The organism is Pseudomonas medicaginis (genome assembly GCF_965119365.1).
Classification (GTDB): domain Bacteria; phylum Pseudomonadota; class Gammaproteobacteria; order Pseudomonadales; family Pseudomonadaceae; genus Aquipseudomonas.
In genome coordinates this window covers 2,465,908-2,487,225 of record NZ_OZ221631.1, presented here as the reverse complement: position 1 = coordinate 2,487,225, position 21,318 = coordinate 2,465,908, and the positions used below count along the sequence as shown (strand labels likewise).

Sequence of the window (21,318 nt, the reverse complement as noted above, 5' to 3'; positions counted from 1 at the left end):
AACCGGACGCGGTGGTTGCAACGGTCTTCATGAGCCTGTTTTCGGCAAGCGCCTGCCGTTCTCCAGCAACTGCGCGAAGGCTTGCTTGTCGATCGGCCGGCTGAGGAAATAACCCTGTACTTCGTGGCACTGGTCCGAGCCCAGTGAACCGAGTTGGGCCAGGGTTTCCACGCCTTCGGCGGTGACCGTCAGCCCCATGGCCTTGCCCAGGTTGATGATCGCCTGCACCACGGCACGGTCGTTGCTGCTGTTGCTCATGGAGGCGATGAAGCGCTTGTCGATCTTGATGCCGTCGAATGGATAGGTGCGCAGGTAACCCAGGGACGAATAACCGGTACCGAAGTCGTCCATGTTCAAGCGCACGCCCAGCTCCTTCAGGGCATTCATGACCTGGAGCGCCCCATCGACGTCGTTGAGCATCACGTTTTCAGTGATCTCAAGCTCCAGGCGGCTCGCCGGGAAACGGGTTTCGATCAGCACCTGCCGCACATCTTCCACCACATCGCTACGCTCGAACTGCGCCGGCGACAGGTTGACTGAAACCATCAGTTCCCCCGGCCAGGTCAGCGCGGTTTCGCAGGCTTCGCGCAACACCCAACGGGAAAGCGGGACAATCAGGTCGGTTTGCTCGGCCAAAGGAATAAAGGCATCAGGGCCCAACAAGCCCTGGGTCGGATGCTGCCAGCGAACCAGGGCCTCGACCGCCACGATCTCCCGACCATCAACGGTGTAGCGCGGCTGGAAATACAGGATGAATTCGTTTTTCTTCACGGCCTGGCGCAAATCGCTTTCCAGTTGGCGGCGATGCTGGATCTGATCGTTCATTTGCGAGGCGAAATAACACCAGGTTTTCTTGCCTTCGGACTTGGCCTGGTACAAGGCAATGTCAGCGCAGCGGATCAGTTCACCAGGCACATACCCCTGGCGGCGGCTCACGGCGATACCGATGCTGGCGCCAATGTGCAACGAATGGGTTTCGTAGAGGATCGGTTGCTGCAGGCTGTCGATCAGCCGTGCACAGAATCGGTCGATCTCGGTGGTGCTCTCCATGTCGTTGAGCACCACCACGAACTCGTCGCCCCCCAAGCGCGCCACCAGGTCTTGCTCGCGGGTACTGTCACGCAGCCGCTGGGCCACCTCCAGCAACACCGCGTCACCGGCCGGGTGGCCGAGGGAGTCGTTGATCGGCTTGAAGTTGTCGAGGTCCACCATCAACAACGTCAGGGGCACCGAATGTTCCTTGGCCACCAACGCATCATCCAGGTGTCGCGCCAGCTTGTTGCGGTTCGGCAGGCCGGTCAGTGCGTCGTGCATCGACAGATGCTGGACCTGGGCATGGGCCGCCACTTCATCGGTGATATCACTGGCGGTACCGCGATAACCCACCACTTGCGCCTTGTTGTAGATCGGGCGCGCCGACACCCGACAGAAGCGTAATTGCCCGGAATGATCGCGGTAGGAACAGCGCAAGTTGCTGGCGCTCTGTTCCTCCGTCAGCTTGCCTAACCAAAGGGCAATCGGCGTGGTATCGCAATACAACAGTTGCTCGATATCCTGCCCCAGCCATTGCTGGTCGGAGAACCCGGTGACTGTATTGAAACGCCCCGACAGATAAGTGATGTGCTGCTGCCCGTCGATTTCCCATATCCAGTCCGACGCCGCTTCGGCCACGGCCCGGAAACGCTCTTCACTGGCCTCGAGGGCGTGCGCCGACCGTTCCAGGCTGTCGTAACTGGCGTCAACGTGCCGCGCAGTGCGCATTGCATAACGAAAAAAGTAAGCGGTCAGCAAGGCCAGGATCAACAGCGCGCCCCCCAACGGCGGCACCAGGGACCAAAGCAGTTGCTGGCCCGGGCGCTCCAGCCGGGACACCAGGCTGTAGCCGGTACTGTCCAGCGGCACGGCCGGCTGGCCGGGCTCGAGCTCGGTGTCTTTCTTGAGATTCAAGTCAGTGAGGCCGTAACTCTTGCCCAATTTGCGCAGCTTGACCGGCGTCAACTGGTCGACGAACAACAGGACCGAGGTGCCTTTGGCCTCGACCTGGGGCCGTTCGTCGTTGGGCAGAATCACCGACGCCGTGACGACGGCCGGCCAGCCCTCGAACAACGTATAACGGATCGTGGACATCGTCAGGTCAGGCTGCGCCTGGAGTGCGTCCACCAGGTCCGTCAGCGGCGTGTCCATATAAGCCGCCGCATCCGGTGGGACATTGCGCCCGCGCACCACCGCATACTTGGTGCGTTGCCGATCAATGACAAACACACCCTCGTATTCATCATTGGTGAACAGGGTCTTGCCCATGTTCTGTTCGGCGTAGGCCCATTGCACATCGACTTCACCGTTGAGGCGCTCGTAGGCCGTGGTCCAATAGGCATAACTGGCGATGTAGTTTTTCGAAGCGGTGATGCGATTCTCGAGGGCGCGCTCGGTATAGAAATGCGTCTTGCGCACGTCCTGCGCATCGAGCTTTTGCGCAATGTTGAACAGCGCAGCAATCGCCACCAGGACACCCAAGACAAACAGCCCCGCGACGGCCACGACCAGGCGACGGGTAATCGGTGTGTGACGTGCGGTGCCTGAAGGGGTATCGGCAGTGGAATCCATTGACCTGCTCCTGTCCTGTCATCGCTGGCTTCGATACCTGGGAAGGGAAGGACCGAGGCCAGTCGCTCCTAACCTTGGCAACCGCTGCTCGAACAATTGGCGAACCCACGTTTTTTTTGCGAAAGGGCCGACACGCCTCTTGCCGGACACCAGCACGATGCCTGAATAGTTGACCGTGGCAGGCCTTCGATGATTCCAACCGATCTCATCGATCCGAGCGCGCCAGCCTATCGAGTCCTTCTTCGGTCGATAGCACCGCCACCCGGTTGCGGCCGCTGTGCTTGGCCTGGTATAGCGCCGCATCGGCGCGCTGGATGAAGACTTCGATGCTGTCCAGGCTGGTGGGCACAAAGGCATAGCAACCCAGGCTCACCGTGAGGTAGCCGGTCGGGGAGCCGGAATGGGTGATGTGCTTGTCGATGACGCTGCGGCGGATCTGCTCGGCCAACGCCATGGCCCCCGCAAGATGGGTGTCGGGCAACAGCACCGCAAACTCTTCGCCGCCATACCGTACCGCCAGATCCGCCTTGCGATGGCAACAGCTCTTGAGCGCCTTGGCCACTTCCGCCAGGCAATGATCCCCGGCCACGTGCCCATAGGCGTCGTTGTAGCGTTTGAAAAAATCGATGTCGAGCATGATCAGGCTCAAGGGGCTGCGCTGGCGGGCGCCCCGGCCGAACTCGATATCCAGGGCCCGCTCGAACAACCGCCGGTTCGCCAGTCCGGTGAGGCTGTCATGGGTGGCAATCAGTGCCAAGGCTTCCTGAGCCTTGCGCAAGTCCGCTTCGATCTTTTCACTGTTACGTACCTGACGCACGAATACCCAACCGAACAAGCAAATCCCCAGGACCACCAGCCCCACGATAAGGGTGGATTGGAAAGCCCGCTCATGCCAGCCCGCCAGAATCGATTCTTCGGACATCGCGGTGGTGACCACCAGCGGATAAGCCTGCAGATGTTGGTGCCCATACAACCTGACGACACCGTCGGCGGCTGACCGGATGATGGCATCGCCAAACATCCCGTCGGTCGCGGGATGGTTGTAGATCCCTTCATCGACCAGCGGGCGACCGATCCGGGTCTCCTCGAAGGGGCGACGGGCCAACAGCGTCCCGTCGGACAAAGCCAGGGCCATCTCGCCTTGATCATCCAGGCTGAAGCTTTTGAAGAAGCGGTCGAAGTAGGACATCTTGATGCCGGCCATCAACACGCCTTGGAAGTTGCCGTCTCGATCATTCAAGCGCCGGGACACCGGAATGATCCATTCACCGTTTTGCCGACTGCGGATCGCCGGGCCGATATGGGCGATCAGGGAGGCGTTCTGTTGGTGGAAAACGAAATACTCACGATCCGCCACCCCTGCTCCCCTGTGCAGGTTGTCGAAGGAAGTCGTGATCCAGTGACCGTGCTGGTCGAAAAGGAACAAGCCATGCAACTGCTCGAGCGATTGCACGCGTCGGGCAAGGGTTTGTTGCAAGCGTGGCAATACCGCAGGGCCGAATCCATCAATCTGAATCCAGTCTGCCAGGCTGGCCAGGACCAGATCGGCCTGGAGGAAGGTGTCCTGGGCCTGCTGAGCCATGGCCCGAGTAAGGGTGGCCGAAGCGATGCGCGCCGATTCCAGATCGTGGCGGCGGGACTGTTCCACCTGCAGATAAAGCAAACCACACAGGCATAGGCACACCGCCGCGATAAACGTGACCGCGGCCTTGAGCAACGGCAGGCGCTTCAGGGCACCGGCAGGCGTGTGGAAAGGATCGTAAATGGGGATTGGCAAGCGAGTTCCTGAAGAGGGCAATACATAAGCGAATTCGCTCATAACCCCCAATATTCATGAGCTTAGCCTACCGCTTGTGAGGCGGCAATTTGCCTGTGCGGCGGAGCCGATGGGTGGCGCAGTGGATCCAAAACCCCGCCGGCCAACCGGCAAAAATGTGCTCTCCTGAATGAAGACATGCCCGTGTTTACAAGCAAACTTTTGCCGGGGGCTATTCAAATCGCGTAACGCCCCATAACGTGGTCGCCTTTGACTTCCAAGTGCGCCATCGACCATGAACAAACCGAACCGAATCGATGATGAGCAGACCCTGGCCCGACCTGGCGCCGTCAGCCTGCGCGAAGCTTTCTGGTTCTGGCTCAAACTGGGTTTTATCAGTTTCGGCGGCCCTGCGGGGCAGATCTCGATCATGCATCAGGAGTTGGTGGAACGTCGGCGCTGGATTTCCGAGCGGCGCTTTCTGCATGCCCTCAACTACTGCATGCTGCTGCCGGGCCCCGAGGCCCAGCAACTGGCGACTTACCTCGGCTGGCTGATGCACCGCAGCTGGGGCGGAGTGATCGCCGGGGCGTTGTTCGTACTGCCTTCGCTGTTCATCCTCATCGCGTTGTCCTGGCTGTACATCGCCTTTGGCGAGGTGCCGGTGGTGGCGGGTATTTTCTATGGCATCAAGCCCGCCGTGACGGCCATCGTGGTGCATGCCGCCCACCGAATCGGCTCCCGCGCGCTCAAGAACAACTGGCTGTGGGCGATCGCGGCGGCATCGTTCACCGCGATCTTTGCCTTTGATCTCCCCTTCCCGCTGATCGTGCTGGGCGCGGCGGCCATCGGTTATTTCGGCGGTCGCTGGGCACCGGATAAATTCAGCCTGGGCGGTCACGCGACCCAACACCAGTCCTTCGGCCCCGCCTTGATCGACGACGATACACCGCCCCCGGAGCACGCCCGGTTCAGCGCCACCAGGCTGGCACGATTAGCATTCATCGGTGCCCTGTTGTGGATCGTGCCCATAGGCCTGCTGACCGCCGTGTTCGGCTGGGCCGGCACATTGACGCAAATGGCCTGGTTCTTTACCAAGGCCGCACTGCTGACCTTCGGCGGCGCCTATGCGGTCTTGCCCTACGTGTACCAGGGTGCCGTCGGGCACTTCGGCTGGTTGACGCCGACGCAAATGATCGACGGCCTGGCCCTGGGCGAAACCACGCCTGGGCCGCTGATCATGGTCGTGGCTTTTGTCGGTTTCGTCGGAGCCTACGTGATGCAGGTGTTCGGCCCCGAACAGGCCTTCCTCGCCGGGGCCGTCGCGGCCACGCTGGTGACCTGGTTCACGTTCCTGCCCTCGTTCCTGTTCATCCTGGCCGGCGGCCCGCTGGTGGAATCGACCCACAACGCGTTGAAATTCACCGCCCCACTGACCGCGATTACCGCGGCGGTGGTCGGGGTGATCCTCAACCTGGCCTGCTTCTTCGGTTACCACGTGCTCTGGCCCAACGGTTTTGCAGGCACCCTGGACTGGCCCTCGGCGATCATCGCAATCGCCGCGGCCGTTGCGCTGTTTCGCTACAAACGCGGGGTGATCCAGGTATTGCTGGCGTGCGGCCTGGCCGGGCTGGCGGTGCATTTGCTGCGCTAGACGAGGCGTTTGCTCAGGTACGTCGCCGAGGCCGGGCACAAGGTCTTGAACTGGGCCGTCGCGCGGATCGAAGCGGGCGCCAGCGAGCGATCCTCCTGCTGATAGCCCTGGCCGGAAAAAAACGCCGCGGCGCTGTCGGTCAACAGGTGGAGCCGCTCTACCCCCTCGCGTCTCGCAAACGCTTCGACAGCGGCCAGTACCGCCACCCCAGCCCCCCGCCCCCGCTGCCCCTCAAGGACAACCAACGAGCGCAGCAACCGCTCGGCCCCCTCCCCCTCGATGCCAGCAAACCCCACGTCGACACCCTGGTGGTTGAAGCTGAAGAACTGGCGACCGGAATATGTCAGGTCGTCCACGGGTAGCCCGGCCTGGGTGAGAGCATCACGCAATGGTCCCAGGTCGTTATTGCTTAGCACTGTCATACGCATGGTGGGTGCTCGTCTATGTCTTGCCTTGATCATCGGGCGCCCCGATCGATGTCCGATTCATAATGATCCGAAACACGTGATCAGCGCCTTAGCCATTTAAGCATTGTCGAAATGAACAGAACGCTCAGGCAATGCTTCCATGTGCCGAAGGCGCTTGCTTCCAGCCCCCATGACCTGGCGCAAATGGACACCCCGGCCCATCAGCTAAGCTCAGCCTATCATCACGACAGGGAATCGACATGAGCAAGGCAGACGAGCTAGCGGCCAAACTGAGGAAAACCCAGCAGACCCGAGCGGATACCGACAACTGCGCCGACCTGGCGATCGAGCACTGGCCCGCCCAGGTCTACGAGCTGTATCGCCAGATCGAGAGCTGGCTGGCCCCCGTGTGCGAGGCGGGCCTGGATATTCGGCGCAACCCCACCCATGTCTTTGAGCGTCATTCCAGCGGTTCGACGTACAACTACGCCATCGATCAACTGATGATCGAAGGCAATCATCACCGCATTTCATTCGACCCGATTGCACGTTTCTCGCCCAAGGGAGAGGGCTGCATTGAAGTCCACATGCAGGACCAGGAACACTGCATCGTGCGCACACTCGGTGAGCATGGTGAATCGCGTTGGCATCTCCACGCCCTGCATTCGGCGGGGCAACCGCGCCCTGAACCCACCCTGCTGCACGAGGACGCCTTGCTCGCCTTGGTCGAGGAAGGCCTTGGCCTTTAACGCAAATGGGCGACCCGAGGTCGCCCATTTTCATTGGAGCACACGCTAGATCTGCGGCGCTGACTCGATTGCTGGATCGCTTCCGGGCACCGGTAGCGTCAGTGCCAGCGCCGGTCTTCCCAGCAGTTTGTTCAAGGCATTGTCGATTTCGTCAGCCGCGCCTTGCGCGTATCGAGCATCCGCCCAGCTCCAGTACGGATCGGACATCAGCCCACCCACGGCGTGTGCGCACAATTCATCGCTGCTGATGCCCATCTTCCCAGCCGCGGCGATCACGGCCATGAGGGCTTGCTCCAATTGGGAAATTCGCTCGGTCGTCACAATGAACCAACGTGATGGATAACAAACCCCAAGCATAACAAGCCATCAATATGCCACCAACCTCAGGCGCCCAACGGTCGCTCTCCTTGGGTTACATGACTCACCTCAACCCGCTGTGCCATAGGACGCTGCATCCGCAATCGATGAGGACGTCCGGACCGCTGAGCGAGCCGCCAGCATCGCAAGAACAGCGGCAACGCCCAGCACCGCCGCACTGGTTTCGAAGGTCGCGCGATAGCCACTCAGATCAAACAGAACGCCCCCCACTGTCGCGCCCCCGGCGATGGCAAGCTGGGCGATCGCCACCATCAGGCCGCCGCCGGCTTCGGCCTCTTCCGGCAGCGTTCGCGAGAGCCAGGTCCACCAGCCAACCGGGGCGGCCGTGGCCACCAGGCCCCAAAGGCCGAGCAGGAGGGTCGTGATCGTCACCGAGCCGCCGCCCACCACCAAGGCAATGGCAATCGCGGCCATCAGCAGAGGGATGACGATGAGCGTCCGATAGAGATGGTTTTTCAAGCAGGCCCCGATCAGGAAGGTGCCCAGCAGCCCCGCCACACCGATCACCAGCAACATGAAGGACAGCATGGAAACGCTCACCTGCGTCACCGTTTCAAGAAACGGCCTCAGGTAAGTGAACAGCATGAACTGGCCCATGAAGAACGTGCTGAGCGCCAGCATCCCCAGCGCGACCGGTGCCCGGGTCATCAACTTGAGAACGTTGGTGCTGCCCTGCTTCGCCTGCGAAGGCATGGAAGGCAGGCGCAACAGCAGCCAGACCAGGGCAATGGCGGCGACAGGCACGATGCAGAAAAACGCACCACGCCAACCGATGATCGTCCCCAGGAAACTGCCCAGCGGCGCAGCGACTACCGTCGCCAAGGCATTACCGCCATTGACGATGGCCAGTGCCTGCGGAACCTGATCGTCCGGCACAAGCCGCATGGCCGTGGCCGCCGACAGCGACCAGAACCCGCCAATCGCCACGCCGATCAACCCACGACCGACCATGAATACCGCGTAGTTCGGCGCGAACGCCACCACGGTGCCTGAAACGATCATCAGCAGGGTCAGCCCCAACAGGAGCCATTTGCGATCGACCCGAGCGGCGATCGAGGCGATGAACAGGCTGGTGACCAGGGCAAAGGCGCCCGAGACGGCTATGCCTTGACCGGCCTGCCCTTCACTGACGTGAAGATCGGCAGCCACTGGCGTCAGCAAGCTGACGGGCATGAACTCCGAGGCCACCAGCACGAACGCAGCGAGGGCCATGGCAAATACCGCGCCCCAGGCGAGCTGGGCTTGTGGCAATGGGTGATCGGTCATTGAACGACAATCCTGTATTGCTTGATGGAGCTGTGGAAGCAAGATTGTATTTTCAGGGCCCGGTCCGGCCGACCGATAACGCATTACGCTGGGATGCTTGCCTGATCCTGTGAGTTCTTCCATCGTGCATAGGCAACGCTTCGCTTGGCGCGTTAATGTTCTGCCTATAACGCTTGAGCCAAGACGACACCCGGAGCCGACATGGCCATCCAACGCAGATCCGTACACGAGGTATTGACCGCCGTCATCGGCGCCTGGACCCCACACCCGGGCGACGTCGAAACGCCCATCCCCGGCCTCGTCTTCTTCCGGCGCGAAGCCCCGGCGCCGCCGGTGATTTGCATGATCGAGCCGAGCATCGTGCTGGTGGCCCAAGGCGAGAAGCAGGTGTGGATCGGTGGCGAAGCCTATGGCTACGACACCGGGCGGTTCCTCATGACCTCCCTGGACATCCCGGCCAATTCCGAAGTGCTGCAGGCAAGCCCGGAACGACCCTGCCTGGGCCTGGTCCTGAGGCTCGACTTGCGCATGGTGGCCGACCTGGTCGCCCAAGGCAGCCTGTCGCCACCGCGTGATCGAGCAGTCGGGATCGGCGCGGGAATCGGCACCGCGACTCCCGACCTGCTGGCGCCATTCGCACGCCTGCTGGGGTTACTGGATGAACCCGAAGCGATCCCCATACTGGCACCGCTGATCCAGCGCGAAATTCACTACCGACTGCTGCTCAGCGACCAGGCCGCGCGGCTGCGGCAGATCGCCTCGGTCGATAGCCAGGGCTACCGGATCGCCAAGGCCATCGACTGGTTGAAATTGAACTACACCGAGTCCGTGCGCGTGGACGACCTCGCGGCGCGGGTGCAAATGAGCGCGCCGACGTTTCACCACCACTTCCGCCAGCTCACGGCGATGAGCCCGCTGCAATACCAGAAATGGTTGCGGTTGAACGAAGCCAAACGCTTGATGCTCAACGAGCATGTGGACGTGGCGAGTGCGGCCTTCAAGGTGGGCTACGAAAGCCCTTCCCAATTCAGCCGCGAATATGCCCGCTTGTTTGGCATGCCGCCCAAACGAGACATTGCGGCGTTGCGCGGGCCAGCCAAGGCTGGTTGATTCATCATCGCCCCGGGATTAACGGTGGGAGCACAGCTTGCTCCTACAGGTTCCAGGCTGCGCAGGATGATGAGCCAGGCAATGCAGGCGACCTTGTGAGGTCGCCCACTTCCATTACGACGCCAGAACCTGCGCCTGCAATCGCCGCCCGATCACATCCAGCAAATCACACCCGTCGCGCAGCGGGATCGCCAGCACTTGGGCAAAATCATGGAGTACCACCGCGTCCGTACTGATGTCGGAACGCATGGCGAGGTTTTCCACCAACTGTGTGACAGCGGCGATGCGGTAAGCGGCGGTGTCGTGCAACACGTCCAACGGCGCTTCCGTGTCGATCAGGAGCGCGTGGAAATTGTTTTCGATACCGGTGATGGGCATGTAGCGGGACATGGGGGTTACTCCTGCGGGAATGGGAGGTCAGTGGCGGATTGGGATGCCGCTGGCAAAGGGGGCGAATCCGGGAGCGAGATTCGGATATCCAGCAGGAGATATTCTTGGGTGACGCTAGACGAAAGCCACCTTGGATGGGCTGTGGCTTTCGGAGGGTTGGGGGTGAGTTTTTTCATTGGCTGATTCCTTAGTGAGAAAAAATCTGCCGACATCACTTCCACATGATGGGTGGCAGCTGTACGCGGGTGTGGAAGGTCCGAGCACTAAGGATCTCGGCGCGTCCGAAGACGCCCCGCGTACAGCCGCCATAATTTAACAGCAGACATAAGAAAAGCACCTGCTTTAAATTTTGCGGCGCTACGCGCCTTAGTGAGTAAGGGCTTCCACACCCTGCCGCTGAATTTGCAGCGACGGAGAGAACTTAGCGCATGGGGTGATTGGGTGGATAGTCAGCGGGGAGCGACGCAGCTTGAGGGAAATTTCCGATGGGGGTGTCCGACGATGAATTGGGCTGCGCAGCTAGGGGCGACAAGGACAAATCTCGAAACGAATGAGTGCTCAACACTTTGGCATGGTCGAAGATTCCATCGTATTGTGAGGCGCAACCACCAACGCACCAGTAGCGTCAAAAATGAACTGCGCAGTACCTGGAAATTGACCGATGAAAGAAGAGTACGATTTCAGCACGGCCAAGCGTGGCCCCGTTATGAGCAACAAAGGAAAAACGCGTATCACCATCATGCTTGACGATGAAGTGATCAAGGCCGCTCGCGAGCGCGCCGAAAATGTCGGCACTGGATATCAAACCGTCATCAACCAGCTATTGCATCAAGCCTTGATCTCCCAGGCGGCCAAGATATCTGGATGAATTGAGAAGCTCAGCTTACCTAGGGGTAAGGCGCTGTCTGGTAGGCGCACTCCCCACGCCGACAACTTGAGCTCTTTTATCTAATCCTCAACAACAGCACCAACAACTATCCGCTTACCGATTTGCGCCCCCACTTCCAACGCCTGCCCATCCCGCTGCTTGCCCCGCCGTGCCAACCCCACCAGTCGAGGAATCAGCTCTCCCTCCGGCAAGTGCTGCCAGAATCGCCCCGGCATGTGCTGACGCAACGCCTGCGGATTGAGCCGCGCCGGGTTGAAGATGTGCCTGTAATAGGTCCGCCACAGCTCAGCGCCGGGATCCTCAGCGTGACGCGCCCAATGCTGCCACTGCTCGGGGCAACGTCGCTGGTAATCCAATGACTGCCCATCGAAACGGATACCGTCGCGCGGCGTTGCGATCAGCCAGCGTTGTTGCCCCAGTCGCTCGGCAAAATGGCCACTGGCGCTTTCGAGGATGTCATGGGCCGGCTGGTGAAAGGCGACCAGATCCAGCTGCAGTTGCTCGGCCAATGCTTGCGGCAAGGGGATGAAGCGCACAAAGGCATGCAGGTGATGAGCCTCGCGCTGGACCTGCTTGATCCGCCGCTGCAGCTCACTGCCCAGACGGTCGCCCGCGAGCATTGCAGTACGATCGCCGTGGGCAACCCGCCAAAGCACTTCGTACAGCAGATTCCAGCGTTGTTCGCCCTGGTAGCGGCCAGCCTGTTCGAGTTGGGTCAGCAAGGCTGCGGGAACCCGCGTACGGAACGGGCCCGGCCCTTGGGGCAGCGGCGCCGGCATGGCCAAAAGATCGGCGACCGGTCCTTGGGCCCACGTGACATCGCTCGGGTCGATGCCGTGGCCGAGCAGCGTTCGAGCCTGGTCCCGCCACGTAGCGAAATCATCCTCGCAATCCAGGGCAATCACGACCAAAACCCCATCTGCACCGGCCGCTGGGGGTCGCGCAACCGCGCACGCAGCAGGCCGCTGCGCACCTGGGCATCGGCAGGCCGGTAATCGCTGGTGACAATGAACGGTCGCGCCTTCTCCAGCACGCACCGCAACTGCACCAGGTCGTCATAACGAATCCGCCGCTCCCGGCGCAGCGCAACCAGACGCTGCACGCTACGCAGGCCAATCCCTGGAATACGCGCCAGCAATGCGGGTTCGGCGCGGTTGATATCCAGCGGGAACACCTCTCGATTGGCCAGCGCCCACGCCAGCTTGGGGTCGATGTCCAAGTCCAGATTGTGGGTTTCGCTCAAAAGCTCGCCTGCCTTGTAGCCGTAACCGCGCATGAGAAAGTCGGCCTGATACAGCCGGTGCTCGCGCAGCAACGGCGGTGCCGCCAAGGGCACGCTGGCCGGGCTGTCGGGAATCGGGCTGAACGCTGAATAGTAAACCCGTCGCAAACCGTACCCCTGGTAGAGCGACTCAGCGTTGCTCAGGATGGCGTGATCATCGGTGGCATCCGCCCCCACAATCACCTGCGTGCTCTGCCCGGCCGGGGCGAAGCGAGGTGCCCGCGGCTCTCCGGCCACCGCCTGTTGCCCCTGGTGGATGGTGCCCATGGCCTGGCGGATGGTCGTCAACTGCTTTTCCGGCGCCAGGCGCTTGAGGCTGATATCGGAGGACAACTCGATATTCACGCTCAAGCGATCAGCCAACCGCCCCGCTTCCTCGATCAACAGCGGATCGGCATCGGGGATGGTCTTGAGGTGGATATAGCCACGAAACTGGTGCTCCTCACGCAACAACCGCGCCACCCGTATCAACTGCTCCATGGTGTAATCGGCCGAGCGAATGATGCCGGAACTCAGGAACAGACCACTGATGCAATTGCGGCGATAGAAATCCAACGTCAGCCGCACCACCTCCTCGGGTGTAAAACGCGCCCTCGGCACGTTGCTGGAGCGGCGGTTGACGCAATACTGGCAGTCGTACAGGCAGAAATTGGTCAGCAGCACCTTGAGCAGCGAGACACAGCGCCCATCCGGCGTATAGCTATGGCAAATGCCCATGCCATCGGTGGCTCCCAGCCCCTCACGACCACGGGAGCTACGCTTGGGGGCACCGCTGCTGGCGCAGGAGGCGTCATATTTGGCAGCGTCGGCGAGAATGCCGAGCTTGGCGATAAGCTGCATGGATCGATCTCAGATACTGTATATAAGAACAGTATTTTGGGGCGATCGGCATTGCAAGGGCCATTGATCAGTTCAACGCCCCAGGACACACTCCAGCGCAACTCACTCGATCAGTGGCGAAGCGACTTAAATGTATTGGCAACCCGATTCGCCCGTAAGATAGCTCCGGTAACCTGAAGCGCACCTCCCTCAGTCTTGCTACTTTCCCTCTAGAACACCGGCATGGATACGATAAGGACATTCCCCTCCAACCCAAAAGGCCGTGACTTTGTCGTGGGGGACGTTCACGGCCACTTCAAGCTTTTAAGCACCCTGTTGGAGCGCTCGAAGTTTGATGTTGCGCTGGATCGTCTTTTCTCCGTCGGCGACCTGATCGATCGCGGCCCTGATTCCGTGGAGGTACTCGACTGGCTTTCGCAGCCCTGGTTTCATGCGGTGCGAGGCAATCATGAACAGATGCTGATCGACTGCATCTCCGGGAACGGTGACATTCCCAGGCATACCCGCAACGGCGGAGCCTGGCTTTATGAGCTACAGCCCCCCGTCCAACATGAACTCTCCAAGGCGCTCCAGGCACTGCCCTGGATTATTGAAGTCGACTTATTGGACGGCAGAACCGTCGGCATCGTGCACGCTGAAGCCCCACTGACGCAAAAAGGTGACGACTGGCAGAAGGCCAAAGCAGCCCTGCAAGGGCAACTGGGAGAAATTTGTCGCCTGCGTGCGTTGAGCATGGCCCTGTATGCCAGGGAAAGGATCGAGGAGCAAAACGAGGATCCGATCAAGGGAATACAGCAACTCTATGTCGGTCACTCGACGGTGCCCAGGGTCACGAGCCTGGGCAACGTCGTCTATATCGACACCGGCTGCTCCTTTGGGGACGGAGCCTTGAGCCTGATCGAACTCAATGGAGAAACCATCATCCAGGTAAGCATGAGCCAATGATGCCTGCGCAACACATGGCCTTGGCTCACCCAACCGTCTTAAATCAACGGTGTTTTGAAATCACCCCCGCCATGTACTGGTTTAAATCGCGCAGATCCTGAACCTTCCAGGAGAACGGAGGCAGCCTTACTCTGTTCTCTTTCAACGTTCTTGGAATCAAGTCGCCATTTGGGCGAAGTATGATCGACGAGACGATAACGCCCGGATAATCATTCAGTCTTCTCTGGAATGAAGAGGTTGTCAGGTCAGGCGCAGGAGGCGTGCTTTTCTTGGCCAAGGGCCCGGCTCCCTTGAGGTCCGCTCCGTGGCACATGGCACATCTCTGTGAATAAAGGGTTTTCCCGTTGGCATTATCCGCGAAGGAAACCGATAGTTGAGCGAGCGATAAAGCGCCCAACAATGCGGTGAACCATACGTTCATTTTCAACTGTCCTTGTCGTTTCAATCAGATCTGAATCACCAGGCGTGGTGCGCGAGCAGTGGACAGGGCTGTATTGCGCACAGTGAATAGGAGAAAGCCATGCATGAGCAACTTGAAAAGCCTGGTTGATTGGCTAAAGCTTCGAGAGTGACCGGCAGGCTCGTGAGGCCCCTTTTTCCCGGCGGCAGAAGCGGATCGGGTTGCGCGTACTGCGCTTGAGTCGATCATCCAGGTGTGTAAATCGATCAAGCCTTGCTCATTCAATCTCAGCTGCAAGCGTTTGAGCATGTGATCAAATGCTCCTTGATTTCGCCATCCCCGAAACCCTTGATACACCGTTGACCACGGGCCGAAGCGCTCCGGCATATCTCGCCACGCAGCACCCGAGCAGAGCACCCAGAGCACGCCATCGAGCATGAGACGGTCGTTCAGGCGGGGCCGCCCCGGACCATGGGTTTCGGTGAAGAGATCGACAACCACAGTCCAGGCCTCATCCGAGAGTTCGTAACGCTTTGCCATCACAGAATTCCTTTCCGTTGATGGCGGGGACTCTACAAACTCTCAGCTCCCGAGGCGCGGCGATTGGGTTTCTCCGGACTTCGTACAAAGCCTAGTATCAACCCGAACCGCCAAATCGGCCTTCGCCCTCATGGAATATCTGAAGTCAGATCCAACTTAACGCGTTTCCACTCCCCATTAGCCTCATAATAAGCAATATTCCTATACTCATACACAACATCCAGTGTTCTGAGTTTAACCCTACCAGGCAAAGTCGCACGAACAGCACCAGAACTTTGCGTCACAAGAAATGGGCTACTTGACTTTATTTTATCAAGCGCTGCAACAGAGTCATCGGTTTTCTCGATGAGAAAATATCGATAGACAAAAGGGACTGTTGCCCCACCCGAGTCATAAAGTACTTCGTAGACAGCGCCGGCGGTATCAACTGGCGTCACTGAAATTATTTTTGATGGCTCCGGCAAGGATGAACCGCTAAAGAAAATATATGCTGCCTGAACAATACAAACCAGCAACAGGGTTAAAAAAGCCAATTTATAAGCCTTTGGTTTTAGCATATCTTATACCTGCCTTTATCCATATTTGGTCCATCCTATCATCACCGTAGGGTGACTCTGCCCACCACTTACCAAACTCCGCCTTTGATGTTCCCGCTATGGACTGAGCAGCACCAGCAGCTCTTAACAATACCTGCTCTGGAATACCCGCCGCGGTGCCAGTAGCACCGTAATTGAAATTACCAAACTCCTCAAATTCTCTACCACGCTGCTTATAATCCCACTCACCTTTATTTCGCACCTTAGTGTAAAACACTCCGAGAACGTAAGCCTCCCCACCTACAATTACTTCAGCCGCCTCTCTCCACTTCCTTGCCTCTTCCAAGTTCCCATCCAACTCAACACCCGGCGGCGATAACGGAGGATTACCTGAAGCAGCTCGCTCTTCCGATTGTTTTTCTTGAGCCGCAAGTAACTTTAACAGTCGACCTTCGAGACTACTGATCTCATCATTCAATACGTCGCTTCGATAGGCAGCTTGAATAGCTGCAAGTTCCTGCTCGAATGAAACATCAGGATCTAGATGATTATCCCGCGTACGTTCAAGAAAAGCTTTAAGATCCTGTCTCTTGAAATCCACGCCAGGGTACTTTCCCAATACTGAGCTCAGAGCAGATAGCTCTCTACGCTCATCAGTTAATACCTGATTCACCACCTTAATTCCCTTATTAACCCAATCAACAGGAGTCACTATAGAACCAGGAATTTTTGCGGCAGCCACATCAAGCTTAGACTGTACGTTCCTCTCGACATTGGCCTTATCAAATTTATATTTATTGACAATAGGATTTTTCTTTGCGTTGTACTTACCTGCCCAAACAGCCACCCCGGCCCACACCTTCAAGTTCTCTTTCTCTTCCGCAGCCGAAACAGCAGAAACTAAAGCCCGCGACTTGCCAGTTAAAATTTTTATTCGCTCCGCGAGCACCTTCCCTCTATACGCAGCAGTAATAGATCTGAGCCACGCCCTATAAGTTTCCAACGGTAGCCTACCATTACGCCTACCCATTATATTTACAAAATCAACTGCCCTTTTCTTCATATCTCGATCAAACGGACTGCCACCAAAAAAACTATTTGCCACCATCAAACTCTTAGTGAGCTCCGACGAGTCCTTTGACAACATTTTAGAAACAACATGTTCTTCAGCTTTCAACCTATCCAAGGAAGAACCATCAGCAAAACCGACAGCAGCATGAATTTCCGAGTCAAGTTCAGAGCTCAACTTACTAAAATAGGAACGATATGACTCATCGATGCTTCTGTTTATTTGAAAAATCGTAAAAATAACAGTCATTATTAGACGTTCGTTTTTAACGTCCCGCCGCTTAAAAAAATTCTCAACTTCTACAATCTCTACCACTTGCCCGTTCCAAGGTACCGGTTTTGCAACATACCCTAAAATAGGGCCCGGAGGATTAGGTAGTGGACCATCGGGAGTGATAACCAATGGTGGTAGCTCTAACGGTCCTGTCATATATTGCTCCTTTTATATTACTGCATGTATTTTTATCGGCATTCTTTGTACTTCAAGCCAGATAAATAGGCCTTACGACACTCTCTTTCCGATAGCGAAAAACACTCTATAAAAAAAACAGTTAATCACGCAACGAGTTTTTATGCGTTTATGCATAAACACACCAGATACGTCCACTGTCCAATGCAGTCGTCAACGCTTCCCCACGGTGCAACCGAAACCATCATTTGCAGCTTTAGCGGCTATGCAATCGACGTCGTACATAATTTAGGGAAGTTTCCTACGCACCATTTTTTTGCCGAACTTTATTAGGAAGCCTATATTTCCAACGTTTATCAATGATTTAATAGTTTTGAAGTTTTATGAAAAAAATGGGATGAAGAAAAGTGGATAGATTTATTCGAGCCCTGCATCGACCTACAATCCCAACATATCAACCAGCGCTCCAAGGTTCCCGACTGAACTGGGTATCTCTAACCCTGCCGGGAGATTCAGCGCTCTTTCCGATCAAGCCCGTCAGCCTTACCCGATCCCATTCCTGATAAACTCCCCTCCTCTGCCCTACCCATTCAGATTCCTCAATGTACTTAACCACTGCTGCCCCCCAATCACTCTCCCGCCGCTTCTCCGTCGCCCCGATGATGGATTGGAACTTCTAATTCTACAGGCCACGTAATACGCGCGTTGTAGCACCCTGCGCCAAGCTCCGTACCATTTTTGTACCAACGCCAGTCTAATACGTTGAAGCCCTGGCCCTTTCTCGTTTGCCCCAGCAATCCCGAGCATTGCTGCTGCTATGCTTAATTCCTTTCGAAAGGAGTCGGCGATAATGGCAAGCGAATACTCACTAGCGGATGTTCTGGAACGGCTTTATCAAAATCAACTGGCCCTAGAGGCGGCAGTAATGGAGCTGACCCTGTGGGCTGAGCAGCAAGACGCTGTGGAGGCAGGTGAGAATGTTCGAGGGGCGCTTAACACGATTACTGAAAACGCCGGATATATCAAACAAGGCTTGGCCCGGTTGAGAGGGGCGGATCTCCCCTAAATGGCAGTAGCGGCTGTTTGTTTATTGCCCTGCTGGCAGCGGATAAAAGCCAGGCTTTGCCGGCGTCTGGAGTGCGAGCGATCCGTAGGTTGCGACAAAAATAGATAGCGCGACCCGCGTCGTCGAATGCCCGTGGCAACGGACCGCGCCAATCAAGCGGCATCGTCTCAGCCACCTTCATTGTATTGACGAAGAAGATCATTCAAGACAGCTTCAAACTCGCCCAGCGGTAGCTTAGCCTTCAGTGCTGCCATCGTTTCTGAGGCGCTGCTGACGGCCGTTGCTTCATCCCTTCCAGTTCGGCAGGCCCACTCTCTAGCTGCACTCAAGATGGACTGCTCATCTATCTTTTCATCCATCGCTGTGTCCTCGTTCAAGCGGACGGGCGCCCAGTCTCCTAACCGCCCGACGTATAACGATAGCTATCGCGTCCCTGGCGTCAACGATCCATTCCGCCATGCCAAACGCACGTGTACGAGTTTCACCAGAGGCCCGTACTATCTGCCCTCCCCGTTACACCCTCTTTGACGAGCGTAGCCGTGCGCATGGGTGCGCTGTAATGCTTGTCGCTCCAATCCCTAGCATTGCCCAACCCAGTCCAGCCCCCATGTGAATCATCGACTCGAAAAAATGCCAGTCGCACGTACGCGTACGCACGTATGGGCTAGCAAAAGAGAAGTATCAGGGGGGGCAAAAAAAAAGAGTAACATGAGTAACATCGGTCCGATCAAGCCTGCAATCCATTGAAAACAAAGGACTTTCTCAGATCCGCAAAGAGTAATTTTTAAGTAATATTGAAGTAATCTGATTACTCTTATTTGACGTAACTCTCACAAAACAAAAAACCCTTTAAATTCAACGGCTTGAGAATTTATTACTTTTTTAGTTACCTCTTTGTTACTCATCTTTGTAATCAGCAAAGCCACGGAATACGTGGGCTCCAGGCCATCCCTTCCCCCTGATTACTGAAATTACTCTTTTTCTGACCCGCCCCCTTCCCCTCAAGCCAAGCGCCTGTCGAGACCAATGAGCGAACCCCCTCGGCATGCAGGGATCCGCAGGCTTTTGCATCTCCCAGAATCGTCAGAAGGCCCCCGGCCGGGCTCGTTTCGAGCAGTCCGCAGGTGTGCGGAAAAAAAGACCTATTTAGACCGGAGGCGCGGTGGGGGGACGACGGCGCGCGCCAGGTTTGAAGCACGCCACTGCCCGCCGATAGCGCCCCATTTCGGTGCGATTTCTTGGGGCGAAAAAAAACCGCCTCGGCGGGCGGCTCATGGGGTCAGCAGGTCATCGACAGGACACCTGCCACAGCTGGTCCAGCCTGGTCGTGTAGCTCTGGCTCATCATCTCCCGACGCATGCCCCAGTCAGGGTTGACGGGCACGCTGGCTGATCGGAGCGTCCCTCTGCCCCATCGCCCGTTGATCTGGTCCAACACCGCCATCAACTTCGTAGCGTCGGCTGGCTGAGAGGTGGCAAACAGGTCGTCGGTGTACTCCCCCTGCTGACATAGGTTCATCAACAGCACCTCAGCCTTGCTGTACTTGAAGCCCGGCCGAAACACGCGGTCGAGCGCGTCCACCGCTGCCTTGGTCAGCAGCCGCACATCATCGGTGGGGTACGGCATGTCGATCAGCACACCATTGGCGTACTTCGCCTCCTCCGGGTTGAACATGCCGGTGCGGATGCTGACGCGGATCTTCTTGCACAGCGACTGCTGCGCCCTGAGCTTTTCCGAAGCACGCATCATGTAGGTAGCCACCGCTTCCTTGATGGGTGCCAGGTCCGTGAGCCGCTTCCCGAACATCCGACTACAGCAGATTTCCTGCTTCGGTGGGTCCGGCTCGTCCAGCTCCAGGCACGGCGTGCCGGCCAGCTCCCGGGCGGTCTTCTCGATCACCACGCTGAACTTCTTGCGTAGCGTCCACGGGTCGGCCTTCGCCAGGTCCATTGCGGTCTTGATGCCCATGGCGTCCAAGTGAAGTTTCATCTTGCGACCGACGCCCCAGACCTCGGACACGTCGGTGTTGCGCAGAACCCAGTCACGCTTGAACGGGTCGCAGATATCGACCACACCGCCGGTTTCCACCTGGAGCCGTTTGGCGGTGTGGTTTGCCAGCTTTGCCAGGGTTTTGGTGTGGGCGATCCCCACCCCAACCGGGATGCCTGTGCAGCGAAGCACCTGGCTGCGGATCTTCCTGCCAAGCGCATCCCGGCCATCAATGCCGGTCATGTCGGCAAAGGCTTCGTCAATGCTGTAGACCTCGACGGCGGGCACCATTGATTCAATGAGTGTCATGACCCGCTCGCTCATGTCGCCGTAGAGCGCGTAATTCGACGAGAACGGGACGATGCCGTGCTTGTGCAGCTTGTGCTTGATCTGGAAATACGGTTCGCCCATCTTCACATAGGGCTTGGCGTCGTAACTGCGGGCGATCACGCAGCCGTCGTTGTTGCTCAGCACCACAATGGGCACGCGGGCCAGGTCGGGTCGAAACACGCGCTCGCAACTGGCATAGAAGCTGTTGCAATCGATCAGGGCGAAAACTGGCTGGGGTTTAGACATGGCTGCGCACGCTGCATGTAATGACGCCCCAGATCACCAGCTCGTCGCCCTCAAGCACGTACCTCGGTGGATACTTTGGGTTCTCCGACAGGAGAATCACCTCCCTACCGCGAATGCAAAGCCGCTTGCATACGGGCTCGTTGTTCAGCAGCGCTACGACGATGTGACCGTGCGCAGGCTCCAAAGCGCGGTCCACCACCGCGAGATCGCCTTCAAAAATACCAGCGCCTTGCATGCTCTCCCCAGCGATTGAGACCAGGTAGACATGCGGGGCGCGAATGTTCAGAACCTCATCCAATGAGATGTGCGCTTCGATGTGGTCCGCCGCCGGAGATGGAAACCCGGCGGGCACTCGAAACGAACACAAGGGCAGCTTCAGGCCACCCTCGGCAATAGGGCCTAGAATTGAAAAGCTCATGACGCACGTTCCAAAATACTGTACGAACATACAGTTAACTTTGTAC

19 protein-coding genes and 2 pseudogenes are annotated in these 21,318 nt (G+C 57.9%); 6 read left to right on the top strand and 15 right to left on the bottom strand.

The annotated features are described in order from the left end of the window. Positions 1-27 precede the first annotated feature (27 nt). On the bottom strand, positions 28-2,604 hold the full coding sequence (locus tag ACMTA2_RS11035; protein WP_413794854.1) for a bifunctional diguanylate cyclase/phosphodiesterase: 2,577 nt from the start codon (positions 2,602-2,604) through the stop codon (positions 28-30). Between the two features lie 205 nt (positions 2,605-2,809). Next, complete coding sequence (locus tag ACMTA2_RS11030) at positions 2,810-4,381, bottom strand: GGDEF domain-containing protein (protein WP_413794853.1); 1,572 nt, start codon at positions 4,379-4,381, stop codon at positions 2,810-2,812. A gap of 274 nt (positions 4,382-4,655) precedes the next feature. On the opposite strand from ACMTA2_RS11030, the gene chrA reads away from it, so the two are divergent. Continuing rightward, a complete protein-coding gene (gene chrA / locus ACMTA2_RS11025; protein ID WP_413794852.1) occupies positions 4,656-6,014 on the top strand; it encodes a chromate efflux transporter in 1,359 nt (452 codons plus the stop codon). Here chrA and arsN2 read toward each other — a convergent pair. Further along, positions 6,011-6,442, bottom strand: a complete 432-nt coding sequence (gene arsN2, locus ACMTA2_RS11020) for an arsenic resistance N-acetyltransferase ArsN2 (protein WP_413794851.1) — start codon at positions 6,440-6,442, stop codon at positions 6,011-6,013. The two genes, chrA and arsN2, sit on opposite strands and share 4 nt — an antisense overlap. A gap of 239 nt (positions 6,443-6,681) precedes the next feature. Between arsN2 and ACMTA2_RS11015 the strand changes: the two genes are divergently transcribed. Continuing rightward, entirely contained in the window at positions 6,682-7,170 is a 489-nt protein-coding gene (locus tag ACMTA2_RS11015; protein ID WP_413794850.1) for a hypothetical protein, read from the top strand. 45 nt (positions 7,171-7,215) lie between these two features. Here the strand turns inward: ACMTA2_RS11015 and ACMTA2_RS11010 are convergent, their stop codons facing one another. Together ACMTA2_RS11010 and ACMTA2_RS11005 are read right to left on the bottom strand one after the other, a co-directional pair. Further along, positions 7,216-7,452 carry a hypothetical protein gene (locus ACMTA2_RS11010; RefSeq protein WP_413794849.1) on the bottom strand — a complete coding sequence of 79 codons (237 nt, stop codon included), beginning with the start codon at positions 7,450-7,452 and terminating at the stop codon, positions 7,216-7,218. A 144-nt stretch (positions 7,453-7,596) separates the two neighbouring features. Continuing rightward, positions 7,597-8,814: an MFS transporter gene (locus ACMTA2_RS11005; RefSeq protein WP_413794848.1), complete on the bottom strand. Its 1,218-nt coding sequence runs from the start codon at positions 8,812-8,814 to the stop codon at positions 7,597-7,599. 201 nt (positions 8,815-9,015) lie between these two features. Between ACMTA2_RS11005 and ACMTA2_RS11000 the strand changes: the two genes are divergently transcribed. Then, entirely contained in the window at positions 9,016-9,924 is a 909-nt protein-coding gene (locus tag ACMTA2_RS11000) for an AraC family transcriptional regulator (RefSeq protein ID WP_413794847.1), read from the top strand. Positions 9,925-10,038: 114 nt separating this feature from the next. Here ACMTA2_RS11000 and ACMTA2_RS10995 read toward each other — a convergent pair whose 3' ends face one another. Beyond that, entirely contained in the window at positions 10,039-10,314 is a 276-nt protein-coding gene (locus ACMTA2_RS10995; RefSeq protein WP_413794846.1) for a hypothetical protein, read from the bottom strand. A 661-nt stretch (positions 10,315-10,975) separates the two neighbouring features. Here ACMTA2_RS10995 and ACMTA2_RS10990 point away from each other — a divergent pair. Next, positions 10,976-11,170 (top strand): annotated as a pseudogene (locus ACMTA2_RS10990) (BrnA antitoxin family protein); the annotation flags it as partial. A 92-nt stretch (positions 11,171-11,262) separates the two neighbouring features. Here the strand turns inward: ACMTA2_RS10990 and ACMTA2_RS10985 are convergent. Together ACMTA2_RS10985 and ACMTA2_RS10980 are read right to left on the bottom strand one after the other, a co-directional pair. Further along, complete coding sequence (locus tag ACMTA2_RS10985) at positions 11,263-12,114, bottom strand: TIGR03915 family putative DNA repair protein (protein ID WP_413794845.1); 852 nt, start codon at positions 12,112-12,114, stop codon at positions 11,263-11,265. Then, positions 12,105-13,325: a putative DNA modification/repair radical SAM protein gene (locus ACMTA2_RS10980; protein WP_413794844.1), complete on the bottom strand. Its 1,221-nt coding sequence runs from the start codon at positions 13,323-13,325 to the stop codon at positions 12,105-12,107. The genes ACMTA2_RS10985 and ACMTA2_RS10980 overlap by 10 nt, the downstream gene beginning before the upstream one ends. Before the next feature lie 222 nt (positions 13,326-13,547). Here ACMTA2_RS10980 and ACMTA2_RS10975 point away from each other — a divergent pair, with 222 nt between their 5' ends. After that, positions 13,548-14,270: a metallophosphoesterase gene (locus ACMTA2_RS10975; protein ID WP_413794843.1), complete on the top strand. Its 723-nt coding sequence runs from the start codon at positions 13,548-13,550 to the stop codon at positions 14,268-14,270. 43 nt (positions 14,271-14,313) lie between these two features. Here the strand turns inward: ACMTA2_RS10975 and ACMTA2_RS10970 are convergent, their stop codons facing one another. The 4 genes and pseudogenes from ACMTA2_RS10970 to ACMTA2_RS10955 all read right to left on the bottom strand — a co-directional run bounded on the left by ACMTA2_RS10970 (position 14,314) and on the right by ACMTA2_RS10955 (position 17,244). Further along, positions 14,314-14,691, bottom strand: coding sequence for a c-type cytochrome (locus tag ACMTA2_RS10970; RefSeq protein ID WP_413794842.1), 378 nt, complete (start codon positions 14,689-14,691; stop codon positions 14,314-14,316). A gap of 102 nt (positions 14,692-14,793) precedes the next feature. Continuing rightward, positions 14,794-15,210 (bottom strand): annotated as a pseudogene (locus tag ACMTA2_RS10965) (IS5 family transposase); the annotation flags it as partial. Positions 15,211-15,338: 128 nt separating this feature from the next. Next, a complete protein-coding gene (locus ACMTA2_RS10960) occupies positions 15,339-15,767 on the bottom strand; it encodes a hypothetical protein (protein WP_413794841.1) in 429 nt (142 codons plus the stop codon). Further along, entirely contained in the window at positions 15,745-17,244 is a 1,500-nt protein-coding gene (locus tag ACMTA2_RS10955) for a polymorphic toxin type 44 domain-containing protein (protein WP_413794840.1), read from the bottom strand. Before ACMTA2_RS10955 ends, ACMTA2_RS10960 begins: the two co-directional genes overlap by 23 nt. An 829-nt stretch (positions 17,245-18,073) precedes the next feature. Here ACMTA2_RS10955 and ACMTA2_RS10950 point away from each other — a divergent pair. Next, complete coding sequence (locus tag ACMTA2_RS10950; RefSeq protein WP_413794839.1) at positions 18,074-18,289, top strand: hypothetical protein; 216 nt, start codon at positions 18,074-18,076, stop codon at positions 18,287-18,289. A 167-nt stretch (positions 18,290-18,456) separates the two neighbouring features. On the opposite strand, the gene ACMTA2_RS10945 is transcribed toward ACMTA2_RS10950, so the two are convergent. From ACMTA2_RS10945 to ACMTA2_RS10935, 3 genes are all read right to left on the bottom strand, one after another. Continuing rightward, positions 18,457-18,648 carry a hypothetical protein gene (locus ACMTA2_RS10945; RefSeq protein WP_413794838.1) on the bottom strand — a complete coding sequence of 64 codons (192 nt, stop codon included), beginning with the start codon at positions 18,646-18,648 and terminating at the stop codon, positions 18,457-18,459. Positions 18,649-19,576: 928 nt separating this feature from the next. Beyond that, positions 19,577-20,854 (bottom strand): translesion error-prone DNA polymerase V subunit UmuC, encoded by a 1,278-nt coding sequence (umuC, locus tag ACMTA2_RS10940; RefSeq protein WP_145132686.1) that lies wholly within the window; start codon positions 20,852-20,854, stop codon positions 19,577-19,579. Further along, on the bottom strand, positions 20,847-21,272 hold the full coding sequence (locus ACMTA2_RS10935; protein WP_014338712.1) for a LexA family protein: 426 nt from the start codon (positions 21,270-21,272) through the stop codon (positions 20,847-20,849). The genes umuC and ACMTA2_RS10935 overlap by 8 nt, the downstream gene beginning before the upstream one ends. Positions 21,273-21,318: the final 46 nt, after the last annotated feature.

Bases quoted from the DNA above. Each gene is read 5' to 3' on its own strand.
- ACMTA2_RS11035 (WP_413794854.1), bottom strand. From the start codon at position 2,604: ATGGATTCCACTGCCGATACCCCTTCAGGCACCGCACGTCACACACCG.
- chrA (WP_413794852.1), top strand. From the start codon at position 4,656: ATGAACAAACCGAACCGAATCGATGATGAGCAGACCCTGGCCCGACCT.
- arsN2 (WP_413794851.1), bottom strand. From the start codon at position 6,442: ATGCGTATGACAGTGCTAAGCAATAACGACCTGGGACCATTGCGTGAT.
- ACMTA2_RS11015 (WP_413794850.1), top strand. From the start codon at position 6,682: ATGAGCAAGGCAGACGAGCTAGCGGCCAAACTGAGGAAAACCCAGCAG.
- ACMTA2_RS11010 (WP_413794849.1), bottom strand. From the start codon at position 7,452: ATGGCCGTGATCGCCGCGGCTGGGAAGATGGGCATCAGCAGCGATGAA.
- ACMTA2_RS11005 (WP_413794848.1), bottom strand. From the start codon at position 8,814: ATGACCGATCACCCATTGCCACAAGCCCAGCTCGCCTGGGGCGCGGTA.
- ACMTA2_RS11000 (WP_413794847.1), top strand. From the start codon at position 9,016: ATGGCCATCCAACGCAGATCCGTACACGAGGTATTGACCGCCGTCATC.
- ACMTA2_RS10995 (WP_413794846.1), bottom strand. From the start codon at position 10,314: ATGTCCCGCTACATGCCCATCACCGGTATCGAAAACAATTTCCACGCG.
- ACMTA2_RS10980 (WP_413794844.1), bottom strand. From the start codon at position 13,325: ATGCAGCTTATCGCCAAGCTCGGCATTCTCGCCGACGCTGCCAAATAT.
- ACMTA2_RS10975 (WP_413794843.1), top strand. From the start codon at position 13,548: ATGGATACGATAAGGACATTCCCCTCCAACCCAAAAGGCCGTGACTTT.
- ACMTA2_RS10970 (WP_413794842.1), bottom strand. From the start codon at position 14,691: ATGAACGTATGGTTCACCGCATTGTTGGGCGCTTTATCGCTCGCTCAA.
- ACMTA2_RS10960 (WP_413794841.1), bottom strand. From the start codon at position 15,767: ATGCTAAAACCAAAGGCTTATAAATTGGCTTTTTTAACCCTGTTGCTG.
- ACMTA2_RS10955 (WP_413794840.1), bottom strand. From the start codon at position 17,244: ATGACAGGACCGTTAGAGCTACCACCATTGGTTATCACTCCCGATGGT.
- ACMTA2_RS10950 (WP_413794839.1), top strand. From the start codon at position 18,074: ATGGCAAGCGAATACTCACTAGCGGATGTTCTGGAACGGCTTTATCAA.
- ACMTA2_RS10945 (WP_413794838.1), bottom strand. From the start codon at position 18,648: ATGGATGAAAAGATAGATGAGCAGTCCATCTTGAGTGCAGCTAGAGAG.
- umuC (WP_145132686.1), bottom strand. From the start codon at position 20,854: ATGTCTAAACCCCAGCCAGTTTTCGCCCTGATCGATTGCAACAGCTTC.
- ACMTA2_RS10935 (WP_014338712.1), bottom strand. From the start codon at position 21,272: ATGAGCTTTTCAATTCTAGGCCCTATTGCCGAGGGTGGCCTGAAGCTG.